Annotated in this window: 14 protein-coding genes; 11 read left to right on the top strand and 3 right to left on the bottom strand. The window is 45.3% G+C overall.

The window, feature by feature from the left end; genetic code table 11:
• Positions 1–195: 195 nt before the first annotated feature.
• The 4 genes from PQG66_RS12125 (at position 196) to PQG66_RS12110 (ending at position 6,426) form a co-directional block, all read left to right on the top strand.
• Positions 196–1,830, top strand: a complete 1,635-nt coding sequence (locus tag PQG66_RS12125; protein WP_272037919.1) for an S-layer homology domain-containing protein — start codon at positions 196–198, stop codon at positions 1,828–1,830.
• 56 nt (positions 1,831–1,886) lie between these two features.
• Positions 1,887–3,317 (top strand): glycoside hydrolase family 1 protein, encoded by a 1,431-nt coding sequence (locus PQG66_RS12120; RefSeq protein ID WP_442955081.1) that lies wholly within the window; start codon positions 1,887–1,889, stop codon positions 3,315–3,317.
• Between the two features lie 223 nt (positions 3,318–3,540).
• Positions 3,541–4,389: a BglG family transcription antiterminator LicT gene (gene licT, locus PQG66_RS12115; RefSeq protein WP_272037918.1), complete on the top strand. Its 849-nt coding sequence runs from the start codon at positions 3,541–3,543 to the stop codon at positions 4,387–4,389.
• Between the two features lie 132 nt (positions 4,390–4,521).
• Positions 4,522–6,426: a beta-glucoside-specific PTS transporter subunit IIABC gene (locus PQG66_RS12110; RefSeq protein ID WP_272037917.1), complete on the top strand. Its 1,905-nt coding sequence runs from the start codon at positions 4,522–4,524 to the stop codon at positions 6,424–6,426.
• Positions 6,427–6,620: 194 nt separating this feature from the next.
• Here PQG66_RS12110 and PQG66_RS12105 read toward each other — a convergent pair whose 3' ends face one another.
• Positions 6,621–6,947 carry a PilZ domain-containing protein gene (locus PQG66_RS12105; protein WP_272037916.1) on the bottom strand — a complete coding sequence of 109 codons (327 nt, stop codon included), beginning with the start codon at positions 6,945–6,947 and terminating at the stop codon, positions 6,621–6,623.
• A 199-nt stretch (positions 6,948–7,146) separates the two neighbouring features.
• On the opposite strand from PQG66_RS12105, the gene PQG66_RS12100 reads away from it, so the two are divergent.
• The 5 genes from PQG66_RS12100 to PQG66_RS12080 all read left to right on the top strand — a co-directional run bounded on the left by PQG66_RS12100 (position 7,147) and on the right by PQG66_RS12080 (position 12,827).
• Positions 7,147–7,824: a hypothetical protein gene (locus PQG66_RS12100; protein ID WP_272037915.1), complete on the top strand. Its 678-nt coding sequence runs from the start codon at positions 7,147–7,149 to the stop codon at positions 7,822–7,824.
• A gap of 129 nt (positions 7,825–7,953) precedes the next feature.
• The gene (locus PQG66_RS12095) at positions 7,954–8,997 is read left to right on the top strand and encodes a pectate lyase family protein (RefSeq protein ID WP_442955080.1); all 1,044 of its coding nucleotides are present in this window, start codon (positions 7,954–7,956) and stop codon (positions 8,995–8,997) included.
• Positions 8,998–9,300: 303 nt separating this feature from the next.
• Positions 9,301–10,725, top strand: a complete 1,425-nt coding sequence (locus PQG66_RS12090) for a methyl-accepting chemotaxis protein (protein ID WP_272037914.1) — start codon at positions 9,301–9,303, stop codon at positions 10,723–10,725.
• A gap of 138 nt (positions 10,726–10,863) precedes the next feature.
• Positions 10,864–11,553, top strand: a complete 690-nt coding sequence (locus PQG66_RS12085) for a DUF4274 domain-containing protein (protein ID WP_272037913.1) — start codon at positions 10,864–10,866, stop codon at positions 11,551–11,553.
• A gap of 50 nt (positions 11,554–11,603) precedes the next feature.
• Positions 11,604–12,827, top strand: coding sequence for a GNAT family N-acetyltransferase (locus tag PQG66_RS12080; protein ID WP_272037912.1), 1,224 nt, complete (start codon positions 11,604–11,606; stop codon positions 12,825–12,827).
• Positions 12,828–12,952: 125 nt separating this feature from the next.
• Here the strand turns inward: PQG66_RS12080 and PQG66_RS12075 are convergent, their stop codons facing one another.
• Positions 12,953–13,318, bottom strand: a complete 366-nt coding sequence (locus PQG66_RS12075) for a VOC family protein (protein WP_272037911.1) — start codon at positions 13,316–13,318, stop codon at positions 12,953–12,955.
• A 276-nt stretch (positions 13,319–13,594) separates the two neighbouring features.
• On the opposite strand from PQG66_RS12075, the gene PQG66_RS12070 reads away from it, so the two are divergent.
• The gene (locus PQG66_RS12070; RefSeq protein ID WP_272037910.1) at positions 13,595–16,291 is read left to right on the top strand and encodes an endo-1,4-beta-xylanase; all 2,697 of its coding nucleotides are present in this window, start codon (positions 13,595–13,597) and stop codon (positions 16,289–16,291) included.
• Positions 16,292–16,444: 153 nt separating this feature from the next.
• Here the strand turns inward: PQG66_RS12070 and PQG66_RS12065 are convergent, their stop codons facing one another.
• Positions 16,445–18,064, bottom strand: coding sequence for an alkaline phosphatase (locus PQG66_RS12065; protein ID WP_334220776.1), 1,620 nt, complete (start codon positions 18,062–18,064; stop codon positions 16,445–16,447).
• Positions 18,065–18,736: 672 nt separating this feature from the next.
• Between PQG66_RS12065 and PQG66_RS12060 the strand changes: the two genes are divergently transcribed.
• A complete protein-coding gene (locus tag PQG66_RS12060) occupies positions 18,737–20,980 on the top strand; it encodes a carboxylesterase/lipase family protein (RefSeq protein WP_272037908.1) in 2,244 nt (747 codons plus the stop codon).
• Positions 20,981–21,077: the final 97 nt, after the last annotated feature.

The following is a 21,077-nucleotide window of genomic DNA, read 5'->3' as shown; positions in this document are numbered from 1 at the left end:
CAATGATGAATCTTTAGGATTGTTACCGTATATAAGCGGGCAAAACCTGACTTGAAAGAGTGATATGAGCTTCCGCTTCATACAGTCCTTTTGGTTGGTGCTTGTCCGCTTTTTAATTAGGTGTCACATAATCCAATGCTGGGGAGGGGTTCATTCGTGAAAAGGTGGAGCAAGTCTATCAAAAACGTTTCCTGCATGTTGGCATTAACGATGAGTCTAAGTGTAATTTGGCCAGGGATATCAAGGGCGGAAGAAGCACAAGTGACACAAATTCAGGCAAACACGTTTGTTGGTGATCCGGGAGAGATGGTTGAGTCCTTCGATATTACGGTTACAGACGTGGAAAAATACAAAAACTTGAAGGCAAGCGACTTCGAAATTACAGGTAATTATGATGGCTATCCCTTGAATGCCGCTGGAGAAATCGTACAGAACAATTACGAAGATGACGGTATTACTTTGACCATTAAGGATCGCACCATTCACATGGCTGTAAAACCTTTTAAATACCCTGGAGGACTCAAGTCAGAGTTTGCTGTAACAAACAAAACGTATCCTGAGCTCTCCTTTGATCAAAATAATATCGACCAGGTGAAGACACGAACCGTGGATGAATTTGAGCACGCGAGCTTCACAGCCAGCAACGGAGTGACGTTGTCCTATAACCTGAAACGCAGTCCGTCAAAAGAAGCGAAGCCGCTCATGGTCTGGCTTCACGGAGGTGGTGAGGTTGGAACTGACGGACGCAATCATCTGACCGCCAATCGTGGTGCGGTTGTATGGACTGAATCGGGATATGATACTTCTGTACTGGCGGTTCAGTATCCTGAGAATTACAGCTTCAAAATATATGATAACGCAGAGCAATTGCCTATTATGGAAGCTTATTTTAAAGCTCAGTATGAATTGATCCAAAAGCTTGTTGCCGAAGGGGAAGTAGATCCTGACCGGATCTATCTGTCGGGTGTATCCAGCGGTGGCGGCGGGGCGTTCCGTTTTCTAACACAGTATCCTGACCTGTTCGCAGGAGCTATCATCGTAGCTGCCAAGGATACCATCGCGGATTATACAGGTTCGGTTGATGCATTCAAACAAGAGCTGAAGGGCATTGTAGATGTGCCCATCTGGATTATGCATGCCGAGAATGATCCAACTACAGACAGTCGTACTAGCTCACTTGCGTACCAGGCCTTGACTGAAATGGGAGCTAAACAGGTGCATTTGGAGTTATATGATGATGCATTTATGGATAGCCACCGTTTCTACGGAGGGTTAAAACATTGGTCGTGGGTACCTGCTTTTAACAATAAAGAGGTTATCGCAAGTCTCTTCAATCTTCACAAAGGAAAGACTGGAGATCAGGATCAAGGTTCATCAGATGATGGTGTACAGCCCTCTGAACCGGTAACCCGCGCCCAGATCGCAGTGGTTCTGGCTGATGCTCTGCAACTTCCGGAAGGAACGGAAGATTATCCTTATGCAGATGATGCTCCCGAATGGGCTGTTAAAGCCATTACGAAAGTCACTAAGGCCGGACTGATGAAAGGGATCGGTAACGAAACGTTCGCTCCAGAGAACGAAGTAACACGTGCGCAGATGGCAGTCATTGTAGACCATATCCTATCTAGTAAAGCTTGGGTGCCTGATGATGACTCAGCAGCCATTGTGTTTGACGATATCAACAGCAAACACTGGGCATATACTGCGGTTCAGAACAGCGTTCGTGCAGGTGTACTAACGGGTGTAATTAAAGGACAATTTAATCCGAATCATTCGGTGACGGGTGCACAACTTGAACAGATCATAGACCAGTTGAAGCAACTAAAGTAGAACGTTAGTTAAACTTGTGAAAATTAAAATGAAGAATGATGAGAGGATGGATCGATATGACAACACCATTTCCAAAAGATTTTCTGTGGGGCGGCGCAGTAGCAGCTAACCAGCTAGAGGGAGCTTATAATGTAGATGGCAAAGGATTGTCTGTGCAGGACGTAATGCCGAACGGTATAACAACACCAAGAACAGAAGGACCAACCGAAGATAACCTGAAATTGATCGGTATTGATTTTTACAACCGGTACAAAGAAGATGTCAAGCTGTTTGCTGAGATGGGATTTAAAGTGTTCCGTACATCCATAGCCTGGTCTCGTATTTTCCCAAAAGGAGATGAATTGGAGCCGAACGAGAAAGGTCTGCAGTTTTATGATGATCTTTTCGATGAATGCCTTAAATACGGTATTGAGCCGCTTGTAACGATCTCTCACTATGAGACACCGCTTCATCTGTCCAAGACTTATAATGGCTGGGTTAATCGTAAAATGATTGAGTTCTACGAGCGTTATGTTACAGTTCTGTTCAACCGTTTCAAAGGAAAAGTGAAGTACTGGCTGACGTTTAATGAAATCAACTCCATTTTGGAACAGCCTTTCATGAGCGGGGGCATTTATACGCCAAAAGAAGAGCTCTCCAAGCAGGATCTGTATCAAGCGATCCATCATGAATTGGTAGCAAGTGCGCTTGCGGTAAAACTCGGTCATGAGATTATGCCTGGAGCCCAAATTGGATGCATGGTTCTGAGTATGCCGACATATCCGCTTACTCCGAATCCGGACGATGTGGTTGCGGCTATGCATGCGGAACAGCGCAATGATCTATTTGCAGATATTCATGCACGCGGCTACTATCCGAAATATATGGATCGTTATTTCAAGGCCAATAATATCAACATCAAGTTTGAAGATGGAGATGAAGAAATTCTTAAACACACCGTGGATTTCATCTCGTTCAGCTATTATGTGAGTCTCTGTGAGACGGCTGATCCAGCGAAACGTAAAGAAGGCAAAGGAAACCTGTTTGCAGGAGTACCAAATCCGTACTTGAAAGCAAGCGAATGGGGTTGGCAGATTGATCCACAGGGATTGCGTGTAACCCTCAACAAATACTGGGACCGTTATCAGAAACCGTTGTTTATTGTCGAAAATGGTCTGGGTGCGGTTGATGAATTAATTACAGACGAAAACGGCAATAAAACAGTCAACGACGATTACCGTATTCAGTATTTAAACGACCACCTGGTACAAGTTGGAGAAGCTCTTGAGGACGGTGTCGAAGTCATGGGTTATACGTCTTGGGGTTGTATTGATCTGGTAAGTGCTTCTACAGCGGAGATGAAAAAGCGTTATGGTTTTATCTATGTAGACCGCAATAACGATGGGTCGGGTACACTGGAGCGGTATAAAAAGAAATCGTTCCACTGGTACAAAGAGGTAATTAGTACAAATGGCGGAAGTCTCGTAGATAATAACGCAAAATCCTAATTCTAAAGTCCTTTGTAGTATGGTGGCCTGTATATCACCTTTATGCACATAAACCGCTTTCAGATAAACGTTGTAACATGTGATCTAATATGGTAAGATAGGCCCAAGGCTATGAATACTGGATTGTTACTGTTCAATCAGGCAAAACCAGACGCAGGCATGTTATTTGACCTGTTTTGGTTTTGCCTTTTACTACTTTGACGGTGCAAGGTGATGTGAAGAAATGAAAATTGAGAAGGTACTGAACAACAATGTAGTCACTGTAATTGATCCGGGAGGTAACGAACTGGTCGTTATGGGGCGTGGAATTGCCTTCAAAAAACATACAGGTGAAACCATCGACGAGAGTCTCGTCGAAAAAATATTTTCGCTCGAAAGCAAGGAAGTATCCCAGAAGTTAAAGACACTTCTGTCGGATATTCCGGTTGAATATGTCGAGTGTTCGGATGAAATTATCCGTTACGCCGAAACGGTATTGGGTGAGAGGCTTCATGAGAGCATCTACATTTCACTGACCGATCATATTCATTTTGCCATTGACCGGCATCGTCAAGGATTACAGATTCGTAATGCACTGTTTTGGGAGATCAAACGCATGTACCGGAAGGAATATGCGATCGGAGTCAAGGCACTGCAGATTATCGAAGAAACACTGGGTGTTTTGCTTCCTGAGGACGAATGCGCATTCATCGCTATGCATCTGGTTAACGCCCAGATGAATGGTGAGATGAGAGAGACAGTTAGTATTACGAATATCGTAAAGGATATTCTAAACATTGTTCGACGCAGCTTTGTGATTGAGCTCGATGAAGATTCACTAAGCTATTATCGATTTTTAACCCATCTGAAGTTCTTTGCACAGCGTGTCTTGCAAGGCACGGCGATTGAGGACAAAGAAGAGGATAACCCGCTTCATGATCTGGTGAGCAAACAATATCCGGAAGCACATGCGTGTGCTGTCAAGATCAACGAGTATACACGTAAAATATATAATCGGGTCTTGTCCAAGGAAGAGGTTTTGTATCTCACCATTCATATTGAGCGTGTCGTTCGAAATGAACAACCGAATTGAATAGTTAAGGGATTGTTACTGCATTACAAAGGCAAAACCTAAACGTTGAAGAATGATAAGCTCTTATGCGAGGTCATTACTCAGTGTTTAGGTTTTTTTTATCTTCAATACACATAAAAGGAGAAAAACATAATGGATAAACAGCAATTGTCCAAAGATATTCTGAAGTTAGTCGGCGGTGAAGAGAATATTGATCAAGTCACCCACTGTATGACACGACTACGATTTAATTTGAATGACAACAAGAAAGCAGACAAAACCACACTGAAAAATACACCGGGTGTTATGGGGGTCATGGAAAATGGTGGGCAGTTCCAAGTGATCATCGGTAACGACGTGCCTGTGGTATACAATGCACTTGTGGGTAACATGTCCAAATCGCCCAATGCCGATCAATCATCAACAGGTGCTTCAACGGGAGAAAAGAAAAAGAGAAATCCAATAAGTGCGTTATTTGACTTTATATCCGGAATATTTACGCCGATTCTGCCAGCCATTACGGGTGCAGGTATGATCAAAGGGATCGTGGCGATCCTTGTGGCACTTGGCTGGTTGTCTGAAAGTAACTCAACGTATATTATTTTGTCGGCTATTGGTGATGGTGCATTCTACTTCCTGCCGATTATTCTGGCAATCAGTGCATCGCGTAAACTGGGCAGTAATACGTTTATCGCTGCAGCACTTGCAGCTGGGATTATGCACCCGGATATTACAGCTCTACTGGAACTGGGCAACACCTCATTTGCTGGTATTCCGGTAATTGCAGCTAAGTATGCTTCTAGCGTTATTCCGATCATTCTAGCCATCTGGATTGCTTCCTATGTTGAGAAAGCGATTGATCGTGTCACACATGCTTCACTTAAACTCTTAGTCGTGCCAACGGTCACGCTGTTAATTATGGTTCCTCTGACTTTGATGACGGTTGGACCTCTGGGTTCAATTATTGGTAATGGAATGGCTGACGGTATTGCATGGTTGTTTGACAATGTATCTATTTTAGCAAGTATTTTGATTGGTGGTACAATGTCACTGTTGATCATTACAGGTATGCATTATGCACTCATACCTATCATTTTTGGTTCAATTGCAGTGCTGGGTTATGACTATATTATTCCTTTGATGTTTGCAGCGAACTGGGCACAAGCAGGTAGTGCTCTGGGTGTCGCACTGAAATCAAAACATGCTCAAACGAAGTCTCTTGGTTATTCAACAAGTCTTACCGCCTTTATGGGGATCACTGAACCAGCTATGTATGGTATCAACATGAAATTCAAAAAGCCGTTTGTTGCAGCTCTGATCGGTGGAGCGGCGGGCGGCGCATTTATGGGTATTTTTCAAGCAAAAGCTTTTGTTCCTGTAGGTCTCGTAGGTTTACCGAGCGTTGCTGCCTACATCAGCCCACAGGTGAGCACACTTATCTATGCCATTGTCGGCGCTTTAGTCGCACTAGTGGCAGCCGCAGGAATTACGTACATCCTTGGGTTCAAAGAGGAAAATGAATCTCAGCCTGCTGCAACGGCATCTGAGTCTGCGGCACCGGCAGCAACAACTGCCTCTCCTGTAGTCGAAGAAACACAATTACAAGATGAGCAAATATTTAGCCCGATCACGGGTGAAGTTAGACCGCTTAGCGAAGTACCTGACCCGGCGTTCTCTGAAGAGATTATGGGGAAAGGCTTTGCCATCCAACCGACGGAAGGTCGTGTTGTATCTCCGATCAACGGTACGGTATTCTCCCTCTCCAAGAGCGGACATGCCATTGGTCTAGTCAGTGATACCGGAGCTGAGATGCTGATTCACATCGGGATTGATACGGTGAAGCTGAAAGGTCAGTTCTTTTCGCCAAAAGTTCAGGCCGGAGCCAAAGTTAATGTAGGTGATATCTTGATGGAATTTGATCGCGAAGAGATTGAAAAAGCCGGATATACAACCATCACACCGGTGATTATCACGAATATACATCAATATGAATCCATTGCATCAGCTGGCCGTACAACGGTGAAAGAACAAGAACTGTTATTTACTGCCAAAGTATAATAGAATACAAAAGGCAGCGGTATCTCTGGAGATCTCCAGGGAAACCGCTGCTTTTTCATTAGCATATATAAGTTTTCTATTGTGCTGTTCTTATTCTAAGAAATGAAACTCAAGTGTTACTATTTTGACTCAGGTATGATCCAATCCAGATATTGCTTTAAAGTTCGGTAATATTATTTGTGTTGTTGCTCCGTTTATTGGGCCACAATTTTACCTTGTCCTGCAAGCATGCGCATCTCACGGGATAGGCGATCCTGATGTTCTTTTTCGACTACAAGTTGGACGCCGTAATGCCACAGCGTGTCTTGCTCCATACCCCAACGAAGTGTACCTTCAATATATAAAAAGTCTTCAAACAGTTTCAAGTTGAGACCAATGCGTATATCATTATTAGCGATAGGCAGGGACAGCGGAAAAGCTAGCTTACAGCCCGACCGGCTGATATCAAGCAGTTCAGCTTGAATAGGCTTGGGCGACCCCTGCACTCCATTTATACTTAGAATGTAGATCTCAAATGGCATAGGTTCCTTAAGAGTATAACGAAAAGGTTCTTTCCTTTTATTGACTACCATAGCTTCCTCCATCAAATTCATAAAACTCCGTTATCGTTATATCGTCAATTGTAAATCAGAAATGAAGAGTGATAAGGCAGAGATGGTTCGGGAGTTACATTTTAGGTGTAGCAGAGACTTGGTATAATCATGTTCAGGAGGGATTAAGATGCAATATTGGAGCGGGACGCCGATCATGGAAGCACCCAGATTGCACCAGTGGATGCGAGTGATGGCGGTATTAGATATTATTCTGTGTGATGAAGAGTGGCTTCGGGTACATCGTTACCACAAGCTCCAGCCGGATACAGCATGGGGAAGTGTGGATAATGGGGCGGGGGATCACCTACATGTACTGTTTACGAAAACAGGCACATTAATGAAAGGGTTTGATCATGAATCCCCACTCAGTCCATACGCTCGTGAGGACGGTGATATTTATCCTGGTATGTACGAGGGGATCCCTGAGGAACTCCATAGCATTCTATGTCAACATGAGGACACATTGAATCGGGAGGATGTTACCTTCTGCATATGGCAAGAAGCGAATGACTTGAAGTGGAAGACAGGTAGTTGGATGAAGTATGCACTAGCTGAGGAAGATGAAACAGATGCCGAGGGCGGGCTCGATTTTCTGCTTGGCTATATAGAGGAAACACCGGAGGCATATATAGATTGGGCTGAGGGGTACTTCGATGTGCAGGAGATGTCGTTGGCTGCTGTGACCGAAATATATAATCATGCACCCGTGGATGCTGATCTGATTCGGAGATTGAACCCGAACCGAAATGTGTCAGTTGCGATGGATGAGCTCAAGGAATGCGGTTGGGCTGTGCAAGGATTTTAAAGATATCTGAACTGTTGTTGCGAAAAAATAGATATTATTGTCTTTTTGCAATGAAATCATTGTCACAGTAATGGTTACAAGCTATAATCGAGTTGTTTAAAGGGTTAAATTACAAAGGATGGTGATTATTTGAAGAAACGTTCAATGCTTTTGCTCTCATTCGTGTTAATGCTTATAACGATCTCTGCGGCGCCTGTTACATCCGGTGCGGCCAGCTTTCCTAATACGGGTACGAACGGGCTGACCGGTTTTGCAGGCAATGCCAAGAATGAGAATGGTGTATCCAAGTCAGCCACGACAGGTGGCAAGAATGGTCAGGTTGTCTACGTCAGTAATCTGAATGATCTGAGAACACATATGGCGGGCTCTACAGCCAAGATCATTGTGGTTGAACAGAATATCTCATCCTCCAGCTTGCAAAAAGTTGAATTCGGTTCCAATAAAACATTGGTTGGTTCTTTTGACAGACATACCTTAACGAATATTCACTTCAGATCGACTTCGGGATCAAGCAATGTGATCTTTCAGAATCTGACGTTCAATCATTCAGCGAATATTAACGCCAACGATGATATCCAGATATACATTACTTCTGGCTCTAACTACTGGATTGATCATGTAACATTCTCCGGTCACAACTACAGCTCTAGCGGCAGTGATTTGGATAAGCTCTTGTATATTGGTGACCGTGCAGACTATATCACCATCAGCAACTCCAAATTTGCGAATCACAAATATGGCATTATTCTGGGACACCCGAATGATGGTAATAGCAGTTATAACGGTGTGCCTCATGTGACGATGTCTAACAATTATTTTGAAAACTTGTATGTGCGTGGTCCTGGGCTTATGCGCTACGGTTTCTTCCACATCAAAAACAATTACGCTAATAACTTCAACCAAGCGATCACCATTGGTGAGAAGGCACGAATTTATTCTGAAAATAACTACTTTGGGGCAGGGGCTGAAAAAGGCGGCATCCTGGATGACAAAGGAAAAGGTGAATTTACCGACAACGGCAGTACTCCTGCACTGAATAGTCCGGTTTCTCCTAAAACGAACTGGAGACCAAGCTCGAATTATAGCTATCAAGTTGAAAGTGCAAGCTATGCACGTGAGTTCGTGACCAAGTATGCAGGTTCATCCAATACAACACTGGTATTTGGAAAGTAAGGGATTGTAATTCACTCTGCATAATGACCCAAAAAGCCTGTCTATATGCGCTGTTGCGCATCAGACAGGTTTTTTGTATTCAAAATAATATGCTTGCATATTATTTTTTAAACCATATAAATTTATATAATCTCAATTCCGATATACATTAGACAGCGCTGTTTCCTTATTTATGAAATTGATGTGTACTATTCTAGCTACAGAAAGGGTCTGCAATTCAAATCTAAACAATATAAAGGACGGGAACATATGGATCGGTATGATGAAATTATTTTGAAAAGGAACAAGTTGATTAGTAATATTATGTGGGTAATAGTTGCCATTGGTATGGGACTGTCCTTTATTACTCCGAAGTTAATTTTTTCCACTGGGGTATCTATGATTTTAGTAGCTTGGATTACATATGCTAATGTGAAAATGAAGTATATTCATGTTATCCCATGGGTAATTACTGCGTTAGTTACATCATGTGGAGTCTATGTTGGTTGGGGAACGGTTAATCTCACGTTAAGTTTGGTTATAGCTGCAATTCTCCTATTATTTCCTAATAAAAAGTTTTTTGTGGTTGGTTTTTCAGTATTACTACTCCACAGTGTTCTTCAGTTATTTGTGGTCAACACCCTGGATTCCGATGCGGTCGTAAGCAATATTGTCAATGTGGGTTTATTTGCTCTCACGGGAGTTATTTTGATGATGGTCTCCCAACTGAATCAAAAGCTTTTCCAAGAAAGTGAAGTACGCCACCAAGAGGTCGAGCACTCTAAACAAAGAGTGGAAACCATGCTGGAACGTGTTAAGGAATCAGTTACGGGTTTGTCTCGTTATACAGATCAATTGAAGCAAAAAGTGGATGCGACTGGCTCCATCACCAATGAGGTGACGCTCGGATTCAGTGAAGTTGCTAGAGGTGTTGAGTTCCAGGCGACCAGTGTGGCTGAGATATCGGAGTCCTTGTCGATGTCGAATCAGCATATCAAGGATGTAGCGTTGTATTCCCAGCAGATGAAAGAATTATCCGTAAGTATGGCAACGAGTACGGAAACGGGAAGCACACAGATGGACCAACTGAACGTACAAATGCAAGAACTATATGTGACCATAGATACAACTTCAAGTGACATGCAGAAGTTTAACGAGGAAAGTGAATCCATGACGCTTATGCTTAACAGCATATCGGATATTGCGAGTCAGACGAACTTGCTCGCGCTCAATGCAGCCATTGAAGCGGCTCGTGCAGGTGAACATGGACGCGGATTCGCCGTTGTATCGGAGGAAGTGCGCAAGCTAGCCGAGAACTCGGGTCAGTCAGCCAGCGATATTTCAACCATCTTGTCCAGATTGAAAGGACAGACACAGGCATTGACGGATCGATTTGAGCGAATTCGCGTGGCGCTACAACAAGGAAGGGATCGTGTGAATACGGCGGAGGAAGTGTTTCGTACGATCAGTAGCAACTCTCAGCACGTGCTGAATCAGGCAACAGATATCGAGAGCAGCTCGGCTACGATGAAGGAATCTTCCACAAGAGTTGTGAACGAAGTATCTGAGATTTCGAGTGTGACACAACAATCCAGTGCAGCTACAGAAGAGATTCTGGCTAGCATGGAGGAGCAACGTAACCTGACACAGCAGATGGTAGAGAGCTTTGGCGAACTGGAGCAACTGATTGTAGACCTGAGTGATTTGGTCTCAGATCATCAGACTTCCTCCATTGAGAATAAACTTTAGTAGTAAGCAGTTGGAAGTCCGTCTGTACGTGTTCATCGTGCTGGACGGGCTTTTTTGCCGTCCGGGGTGCAACTTGAAACAGGCATTTGTTTCCTATACAGTGTTGTTTAGAGGTTGAAGGATGGAGGAGAATGATACATGAACTGGGTGGAGATTAGCAAGTCCAAAGATGTGGAACAGGTGAGTGCAGCAATTGGTGTACTGGATATTAACGAACAGGATGATCGTGGTCGTACACCGCTTATGCTCTTTTTGACAAATCGTATGCCTATTGAAGCTATCCGGTGTCTACTGGAATCCGAGCCGGACCTGGAACTGAAGGACAAGCTTGGAGATACCGCACTGAAAAAAGCCGTGAAGTTCAAGCAGGTTGAAGCTATTCAACTGTTGATTGAACACGGAGTCAAACTAGACGATCCTCTTGGAATTCAAGCCAGTGCATGGAACCTTGCGAGACGTAATCCCGAGATAGCTGATATGCTGTTGGACACCAAAGGTGCTGTCAGACTCAAGCTGACTCAGGCGGAGCAAACCGTTGTAGATGGGATAATATACGAGGAATCATCAGACAAGGCAGCTGCCAAAATACGTGAACTGGACTCAGCTGTACTCCTGCATGCCATCGTGAACGAATACAACTGGGACGACAGTCCGGAGCCCATGATCGCTGTATGTGAACATACCAAATGTGCAGAGATTACGCGGCTGGACATGGCAGAACTGTTAGATGCGGAATACTGGCTGGAGATGGATGAAGATGAAATCACCGAGAGAGAAGACGGACCTGCTTATCGGCAGCTTGCAGAGCAATTATCGAAGAGAAGGTAGTTTCGACTTGGTAGTTAAAGAGATTATGTTACCTCATGGGGAGACACAAGGTGAAGAACATTGTAAGGGAAGACAGAACTGACTGCCGCAACCTGACAGTTGAGGAACGGAGTCGTAATCGTGCTGGACGCGTTCATCTATATGATCAGAATTCGATCAACGAAATGGATTGGCCCGATACGGAGGACGGCAGATATGCAAGATTGTATTTGGAACCTATGATGCTGAATGGGACTCAGAGCTATATATCCAATGTGGAAACTACTTTGCTGCTCGCTCGGCTGGACGATCTCGTTATCCCGCTGACAGTAAATGAAGCAGAGTATGACAATGCTTACGTATGTTCACCGTATACGCATTATGTGAGTTATGCCAAGCAGGAATTGAACATGTTACAGAAGCCGGTGTTGGAAAAAGGCCTTTCTGTGCTCCTTAGTCTGTTAGGTTGGGGAATGAGACAATCCCGGATCAATAAGGTTGTGAATGTGAATAACTGGATGTTGTCCACGAATCTCTATCCTGCCATGTCCGGCGAGCAGGCGGTTAAGCTGCTTATAGCGGTACAAGAGAGATACCCTAAGCATGCCATCGTCTTTCGCTCCTTGTGTCCCGGACTTCATCTCGACCTGACCGACAAGCTGAGGGATGCAGGGTGCCGACTGATCCCAAGTCGGCAGATCTATCTATATCATGCGAGTGATCCGAATTTTGGCAATGCGAAGTCGCGCTGGTTGCTGAAGCGGGATTATCAATTACTCGCCAAGCACGGTTATGATTTCGTATCCGAAGCGGATATGACGATGGCCGACATCCCGCGGATTGCAGAACTCTACAGATTGCTATATCTCGAGAAATACTCCTATCATAATCCGCAATTCAGCGAGCGCATGATTACCACTGCGATGGCCACGGGAACACTCCGGCTGTATGGGCTGCGGAAGGAGGGGCAGTTGGACGCGATCATGGGTTATTTCTGTAGGAATGGAGTCATGACAACGCCTTTATTCGGTTATGATACAGCAGTGCCCCAGTCTGTCGGACTATACCGCATGCTGTCAGCTTGTCTGATCGGACAGGCGCGTGATAAAGGCCATCTGTTGCATGAGAGTGCCGGCGCTGCGCAGTTCAAGCGCAATCGCGGTGCTGTGGCGGATTTCGAGTATTCCGCTGTGTATGTGCGCCATCTTCCCCGAGGCAGACGCTGGTGTTGGTCTCTGCTCGATCGGTTGTTGAATCGCGTTGGCGTGCCGCTGATGCGCCGAATGAAACTGTAAAAAGAATTAAAGCTTACTGGGCCTCACTGAACCTCACTATGTGAGGTTGTGCGCTCAGGTGTATGCTGCGTCACATGCACACTTAACTTAATCGTAATGCGTGCACCTTATGTACACTTGCCTAATTATGCATGTTCTGCGAGTTGCACCTCGAATCCATCCGGGTCGGCGATATAAATGAAACGCAGATGAGGATTAGGCTGGATGGGCCCGCGAACAATCGGAATATTCAATGCTGACAACCTATCCATTGCCTCCTCGAGTGAGTTCACCTCATAGCCGATTGATACGCCAGCCTCGCGTTTAAGAATAGATTCACTACCCTCAATCAACTCCAGCTGCGTTTCATTTTCCATGCCCAACATAGCGATCTGCCGTCCACGACTTTCGAATCTGCGCTGAATTGGAAGTCCAAGCCTATTGTGGTAGAAATCCAGCGAGGCTTCCAGATTGCTGACCCTCAACGTGATCCAGTTTAGTTTGACTAACATAGATGAATCTCTCCTTTGTTGTGTCCTGTGAACTAAGATTATGTTCATTATACGATAAGCATAAAGTTGAATGAACATAGACACACCATAAAATGTAGAAGGGAATGCGAGAAAGAATACACTGGATAATGAGTTGGGTCTATTACAGAGTTTACTAAGTCGTAGGCGTGTCAGTTAAAAACGGTTCTTCTGTTTAAATTGAAAAATTTAACATAAATATATATGTAAGCGTTATTTTAAAGTGTATAATACAAGTACTATGAGAGGAGGCATGAAATGAAGACGTTCAAAAAATGGAGTTCAACGGTGCTGGCAGCCACGCTTGTGATAGGTATGCTGCCTGTCCAGCAGCCTGTATTTGCACAAGAACAGCTAACGGAGCAGACAAGCAACCCGGGTTCGGGATCGATCGCAACCGTCAAACAGAATGGGAATCCACTGAACGCTGACTTTGAGGATGGCACCCTTCAAGGCTGGTTGCCTCGTATAGGCAGCGAGAAGCTGACGGTATCACAGCAGGCAGCGCATCAAGGTACATACAGCATGCTGGTCACCAATCGGGAACGCTCTTTTCATGGACCGATGCTGCCGATGAAGGGCCTATTGAAGCAGAACACAACGTATAACATCTCGGTGTACGTCAAACTTACGGAGAAGCCTGCGACAGATCAGACGATTCAGCTAACAGCTTACAAGAAAAATGGGGCTGAGAGCTGGAACATGCTGGACAAGGTTACGATTCCCAAAGATGATTGGCAGCAATGGCATAAGATCACCGCGACATTCCAATACAGCGATAATCCAGAAGCGTTGAATTTGTTTATTGAAACGCCTTATGTCTCCGACGATACGGTGGATACCTTATCATTTTACGTGGATGATGTGACGATTGAGGAGGCAGGGGAGCTGGCTATCGAGACGGATATTCCTTCCTTGCAGGATTTGTATCAGAGCGAATTCCCCATTGGAGCCGCTGTATATCGCTGGCAACTTGAAGGGGCCTATGGCCAATTGTTAACCAAACATTTTAACAGCCTGACGGCAACGTATGAGATGAAACCGAAGTTTGTATCCCCTGCTAACGGTGTGTATGATTTCAAAGCTTCGGATGAATATGTGGAATTTGCACAGAAACATCAGATGGGTCTACGTGGACATGCCTTGCTCTGGCATATTGATGCAGCGGAGTGGATGTTCAAGGACGACCAAGGTAATCCTGCCAGCAGGGAACTCCTGCTTAGCCGAATTCAGAACTACGTTGATACCGTCATGAAACGATATAAGGGCAAAATCTATGCCTGGGACGTTGTGAATGAAGCGATTGCAGATAGTAACGGAGATGCGAACGGATTGCGCAAAAGCCCATTCTATGAACTGATCGGTCCGGATTATATCGAGAAAACCTATGAGTTTGCCCGGGCAGCTGATCCGGATGCAAAGTTATATTACAACGAGTATTTCACCGAAATCCCTGAGAAAAGGGAGCATATGTATCAACTGGTGAAAAGGTTGAAGGACAAAGGGTTAATTGATGGTGTGGGGCTGCAATCCCACTATAATCTCGAATCTCCGCCTATTGATGAGATTGAGAATACCATCAATCTGTTTGCTGGCCTTGGACTGGATATCCAGATTACCGAACTGGATGTAGACAGCGGCATTCCTTTTGGGGAGAAATTGCCTCAGGATGTTGCCGTGAAGCAGGCCTATCGTTATAAAGAGCTATTTGATCTGTACCAGAAATATAGTGACGTTATTTCATCGGTGACCTTATGGGGTCTGCAGGATGAGAAGTCGTATAACAATCAGGCGTTTTTGTTCGATGCTTCACTGCAATCCAAACCGGCCTATTGGGGGTTAGCAGATGAATCCAAGCTGCCTGTTATGACGAATCGGGCAGTTACGCTGTCTGGTACACCAAATACAAAGGCAGCCAAACAAGATCCTCTCTGGAACAAGGCTGTTTCGACAGCGTTAAAAGGAAGCTCAGACACAGCGGCGTTCCGCACGTTGTGGGATACCAACAATCTATATGTTCTGGTTGATGTAAAGGATACGACTAAACATTCGAGTGACAAGGTGGAACTGTTCGTTGATGCGAACAATGGGAAGACCCCCGTCTACGAGGCGGATGACCGACATATCACGATAAGCCGTGACGGCAAAGGAACAGGAGCTAAACCAAATACGTATCGCGTTCGTGAAGCCCCGGACGGATATCAGGTAGAATTATCTATACCGTTGTCAGATGCACCAGGCATTCTTGCACGAGAAATCGGCTTAGATGTTCGGGTGACGGATGATGGAAATAGTGGTGCAGAAGGGAAGCAGATCTTGTATTGGAATGACCGCACATTAACCCAAGATCAGGACACGAGCAAATATGGTGTCATTCAACTTGCAAGTATGCCTAAATCCGCCACAGCAATCCAAGGAATCGTTGCGATTGATGGAGAGAAAGACGCGAAGTGGAGTAAGGCTGCTCCATTCCAGATTACACCGCTGAATCAGAGCGGTGGAGCAACCGCCGAAGCTCGTGCGATGTGGTCTGGTCAGGATCTATATTTATTCGTTGATGTCACAGACCCGCAGATTATAACCGATGCCACCGATCCATGGGATCAGGACTCGATTGAGATCTTCCTGGATGAGAATCATCAGCGTACGCCTTTCTATCAATATGATGATGCCCAGTTCCGGATCAGTGCAGATAACGTGGGCACGTTCGCAGGCAGTGCCTCACCCGGACGGCTGGAAAGTGCTGTGAAGAAAACGTCTAAGGGATATCAGCTGGAGGCTAAGATCAGTCTACAGTCTCTCATGCCGAAAGAAGGCCGAGTCATGGGCTTGGAGCTGCAAATTAATGATAATCAAGGGAATAACAACAAGAGCACGGCGAAATGGAATGACTTAACGAATGATAGCTGGAAGAATACTTCCCAATATGGCATATTGACGTTCGCTAGCAAGTAGAGGAAAACGATGCCTCAAGAGAATATAGTTCATCCTATTACGGGTATCCCGGATGGTGTCGATCAAAGATAAGCATATTCATATACTCAAAAAAGCTGCGAGATTGCCTCGGCAGCTTTTTTGAGTATATTCATTTTTCTTAGAAGGTTCCTCTTATTGAATCAAATCTACAGCCCCTTGAGGTACAAAAGTATCCACGCCGTTGTATACAATGACGCCTTCAAGTGTAGTTTTTTTGCCATTTACAAGTGCTGTATTTTTATAAATTTGCAGTTCAAGTTTGGTACTGTCCTTGGTAACGAGAATCTTTGGATTTTTAGCATCGGTCAGATCCAGTTTGTATGTTGCACCTTTGGCTGTAAAGGCCTTCTTGGCAGGTACAAACAGCTGCTTGCTTACGCTGTCCAGATCCAGATCGAGTACACGAGCCATGTATTTGGCTACATCTGTGTTGTCAATGACACCGAATGGACGATCATTGTTTGGTGCATAGGTGTACAATACAACATCTCCACCGGTGTGTCCGCCGGTCGTCCAACCGATGCCTGCGCGTTTGCTAATCATTGGGCCAACCACATAGTTCAAGCTGCCTGGCTCAGCCGCTTTGATCGCAGCGACTTCTTCAGAAGTCAGATCAGAAATACCATAGTACTGTTTCATTACAGCTTTGATGTTGGTGCGTTTAGCATTCAATTTCGCTTCCACGCCTTCACCTGTCAGCTTGGCCTTTTTCAAAGGACCGATAAACGTAGACAAAGGCTCTTTATCATAAGTTCCTGTAGTTGCTGCATTACCGATGGTAAGACCGCCGTTCTGATGATCAGATACGGCAACAACCACTGTCTGTCCATCGGCTTTGGCGAAATCCATTGCTACTTTTACGGCATCATCAAAAGCCAGCACGTCACTAATAATACCAATTGGATCATTGGCATGAGCAGCCCAGTCCACTTTGCTGCCTTCCACCATCAGGAAGAAGCCATCCTCATCTTTGGAGAGAACTTCGATTGCTTTGGATGTCATCTGAGCAATACTTGGTTGCTTGGCTGGATCACGATCCATATGATAGGACAGGCTAGTAGGAGCAAACATGCCCCACAGCTTGTTCGAAGTCGATGCTTTCATCGCAGCAGGAGTGGTTACGTAATCGTAGCCGAGCGCTTTGATCGAGGCTACGAGATTGTCACCATCTTTGCGTCCTGCCGGTTCCAGATATTTACTACCGCCGCCGAGTACTACATCCATACCATTGAAGACTTGTTGTTTACTGAGTGCGTCGTAGTTTTTACGGTCAGGATAATGTGCTGAGAAATCAGCAGGTGTTGCATGCATAATTTCGGATGTAGCCACAATACCTGTTGCTTTGCCAGCAAGCTTGGAAGCTTCTAATACCGAAGCGACAGGTTTTCTTTTATCTTCAGGGGCAATGGCTTTTTGTCCAGGCATGGTGGCCTTGTCCGGCAATACGCCGACAAACCCGGTATGAGACTTATGACCTGTCGCAAAGGCTGTACCTGCAGGAGCCGAGTCCGCAATCGGAGCATCCGCAGAGTGTGTACGAACCATACCGCTTGCCATAGAATCAATGGTCAGGGATGAGCCCTTGTACCATCTAGCCAGTGCGGTAGCATCGTTAGCCATACCGTCAGGAATGAGAATGATCACATTTTTGATAGGTGAACCAGAAGTTGTTGAGGTACCGTCTTCTACAGCCAGAGCTGCACTGCTACCTCCAAGTGTAGCGGTAACAATGGTGGTAACCGCGAGCATCATTTTGGCTGCACGGATATTGAAGCGATTTAACATGAACATCCTCCTAATTGATATGTATATTTAGTATTCAAAACTAAGTGTATACATCAATTGCTAAAAGAAGGTTCGAATTGGGTTAACTAAGTGTAAAAATTACGATTGAAATGAGTGCCGTAACATAACACAAGTCCAATCTACGAATTGACAAAGCTGAAGCAGGGGTGAAATAGAATAACAAAAGGTATTGCTAGCGCTTACATTCTATGCTAATATCACGGTAATAACAGGATTGTAACCTTAATCAGGGCAAGACCTGTGCCAGTTCATTCGTTGGATGGTTGATCAGACGATTGATTGCGTCTTTACTAGAGTGTAACCATAATATAATACTACACCTCATGATCTCAGGGTTGTTACGTAGTTGCAGGCAAAACCTGAATTGAGGGCGACAGACCATGCTATTTAGCCGAGTCTGTTTGCCTTTGATTCAGGTTTTTTTATATAGAAAAATCCGCCTGAATGTCATTATCAAGGGTTGGAGCAGTTTACGTCAGCAGAAAGGAGGGCAGCTCTTCTATTCATCCATGATCAAGAAATATAATGATCCCAACATTGAAGTACCTGGCTTATCGTTGCGATCTGATTAATCTGTATTCCCATCATACACGACTAGACAGCGAGGAGATGTAACCAATGAAAAAAATGAAACGTTCTATTGCAGTAGCAGCGATTCTGAGCATGTGTGTATCGGGTTTGCCGGCCTATGCAGCAGGAAATACATCATCATCTTTGTCCCCGGCTATGGAAAAACTGGTCAAAGCAGAGCTTATTCGCGGGAATGGACAAGGTGTAAATGCGGCTTATTTGAACAAGCATGCAACACGCATTCAAGCCGCAGTGCTTTACTTGCGTTTATCGGGTCTGGAAAAAGAAGCACTTGCCTATCAGGGAACCGAAACGTATGCCGATGCCGCTCAGGCAGGTAAAGTATTGCAGCCTGTCGTTGGATATTTAAAACAGCATCCTTATTTGGCTGGCGTGATCACGGAAACAGAACATTTTGAGTCTAACGCTCCACTGACGGCAGGGGAATATGCTGCGCTGCTGCTCAAAGTTCTTGGTTATGAAGCAGGCACGGATTACAAAGCAGGAGAAGCTTCCGCATATGCTGCAAGCCAAGGGATCAAAGCCCTTGAAGATAAAGGAACAGCACAATTGACCAACCGTCTGATGGCTGAAGCCACGGCACAGGCTTTGCAAGTTCAGCTCAAAAATGGTACGGGTACGTTGGAACAAATCTGGTCAAAACATAAGAAAGACGGAGCGTTTAAACCTCAAACATTACAGCAAACGAAATATGGTGCCATCGATGGCAAAGTCTATGATGAATATGGCACGCTTGGCTGGCTTGGTGTTCCATATGCAGCACCGCCAGTAGGTGAACTGCGCTGGAAGGCGCCGCAAGAACCGAAAGCCTGGACAGGCACAAGAGAAGCTAAAGAGTTCGCGGCAAACAGCCTGCAAATTTCCGGTAAGACTACTGTGGGCAGTGAGGATTCTTTATATCTGAACATCTGGCGTCCAAATACAACAAGCACGAAACTACCAGTGATGGTGTTTTTACACGGTGGCGGCAATATGACCGGATCCGGTAAGGACTTCCAAGGGGAACAGCTCGCACGGAATACGAACAGTATCATTATCTCCGTGAACTATCGTCTGGGAGCACTTGGTTTCTTCCAGAATGATGCGCTGAAAACAGGCAATGCGCTTGATGATTCTGGCAACTACGGCCTGCTGGACGCGTTCCGTGCATTAGAGTGGGTGCAGGATAACATCGAAGGTTTTGGTGGAGATACGGGTAATGTTACGTTGGCAGGACAATCTGCTGGTGCACGTGATGTGCTGGCAGCTCTTATCTCTCCCCTTAGCAAAGGGCTGTATCAAAAGGCAATCGCTTTCAGCGGAGGATTGACGACAGCATCACCAGAAGAAGGTGAGCAAAAATCCGGGGATGTGCTCATGAACCTGATCGTGCAAGAAGGGAAAGCAGCTAACAAGGAAGAAGCGAGAACATGGATTAGTAAGCAATCTCAGGCACAGCTGGAGAGCTACTTGCGTGCACTGCCTGCAGACAAGCTGGTCACAGCGTTTGGTGCAACTGCCATTCGTATGCAACCATTCCCGCATCTGTTTCGGGATGGCACAGTGATTCCAAAAGAAGGTTTTGACGCCATCGACAACGGGAATTACTTGAAAGTCCCAGTATTGCTCGGTAGCCTGGACACTGAATTCTCTGCATTTGCCTTCAGCGATCCTAACTTCGCTCCTTCCATTAATGATGGAACCCTGTTTACCGATCAGAAGAAGGCTGAGCAATATGCTGCTGCTCTGAAATACGGTAGCGAAGCATATGCGGGCTTTAATGTAGAGCGCGTCGCGGAGCGATTAACGAGTGTAGCCGGTCAGCCACCGGTATATGCCTATCGTTTTGCATGGGGGGTACAACCTGGGGTTATCTCGGAGCGATTGTTCACACTAATCGGTGCTCCGCATGGCGCTGATATGGACTTCTATACAGGGCACGCAGACGGAATTGCTACCTATTTCCCTGAAGGCTACTTTACCGATGCGAACAAACCTGGGCGTGATCAGTTGTCTGCCGCAATGGCAGCATATCTTAAGCAATTCCTGTACACAGGCAACCCGAGTACGGGGGGGGCCTCTGATCTAGCGGCATGGACAGCTTGGGCAAAAGAGGCTGAAACACCAATCATGCGCCTGGATGCAAGCGACAGAGCGGCAGAGATTGGCATGTCCACACAATATAATCAGGGCAAAGAAGCCGTGAAGGCGAAGATGAAAAAGGAATTGCCTGAAGAAACGTACCAACTGTTGACAGAAAAAGTGTTTGCAGGTCGGTTCTTCTGGGAATGATGAACTTACAGAATGATTTCATAAAGAATGTTTTCGTATAAATTGAAGATAAAGAGGACAGGAGAGGCACTCTCCCGTCCTTTTTTGTGGTTTATCA

This window comes from Paenibacillus sp. JJ-100, assembly GCF_948329825.1.
Classification (GTDB): Bacteria; Bacillota; Bacilli; order Paenibacillales; family Paenibacillaceae; genus Paenibacillus.
The sequence above is the reverse complement of the archived record's forward strand: the minus strand, read 5'-3'. Positions and strand labels throughout refer to the sequence as shown.

Excerpts from the sequence above, each read along its gene's own strand:
- PQG66_RS12090 (WP_272037914.1), top strand. The coding sequence starts at position 9,301 with ATGTGGGTAATAGTTGCCATTGGTATGGGACTGTCCTTTATTACTCCG.
- PQG66_RS12120 (WP_442955081.1), top strand. The coding sequence starts at position 1,887 with ATGACAACACCATTTCCAAAAGATTTTCTGTGGGGCGGCGCAGTAGCA.
- PQG66_RS12070 (WP_272037910.1), top strand. The coding sequence starts at position 13,595 with ATGAAGACGTTCAAAAAATGGAGTTCAACGGTGCTGGCAGCCACGCTT.
- PQG66_RS12085 (WP_272037913.1), top strand. The coding sequence starts at position 10,864 with ATGAACTGGGTGGAGATTAGCAAGTCCAAAGATGTGGAACAGGTGAGT.
- PQG66_RS12125 (WP_272037919.1), top strand. The coding sequence starts at position 196 with ATGTTGGCATTAACGATGAGTCTAAGTGTAATTTGGCCAGGGATATCA.
- licT (WP_272037918.1), top strand. The coding sequence starts at position 3,541 with ATGAAAATTGAGAAGGTACTGAACAACAATGTAGTCACTGTAATTGAT.
- PQG66_RS12060 (WP_272037908.1), top strand. The coding sequence starts at position 18,737 with ATGAAAAAAATGAAACGTTCTATTGCAGTAGCAGCGATTCTGAGCATG.
- PQG66_RS12075 (WP_272037911.1), bottom strand. The coding sequence starts at position 13,318 with ATGTTAGTCAAACTAAACTGGATCACGTTGAGGGTCAGCAATCTGGAA.
- PQG66_RS12110 (WP_272037917.1), top strand. The coding sequence starts at position 4,522 with ATGGATAAACAGCAATTGTCCAAAGATATTCTGAAGTTAGTCGGCGGT.
- PQG66_RS12100 (WP_272037915.1), top strand. The coding sequence starts at position 7,147 with ATGCAATATTGGAGCGGGACGCCGATCATGGAAGCACCCAGATTGCAC.
- PQG66_RS12065 (WP_334220776.1), bottom strand. The coding sequence starts at position 18,064 with ATGATGCTCGCGGTTACCACCATTGTTACCGCTACACTTGGAGGTAGC.
- PQG66_RS12105 (WP_272037916.1), bottom strand. The coding sequence starts at position 6,947 with ATGCCATTTGAGATCTACATTCTAAGTATAAATGGAGTGCAGGGGTCG.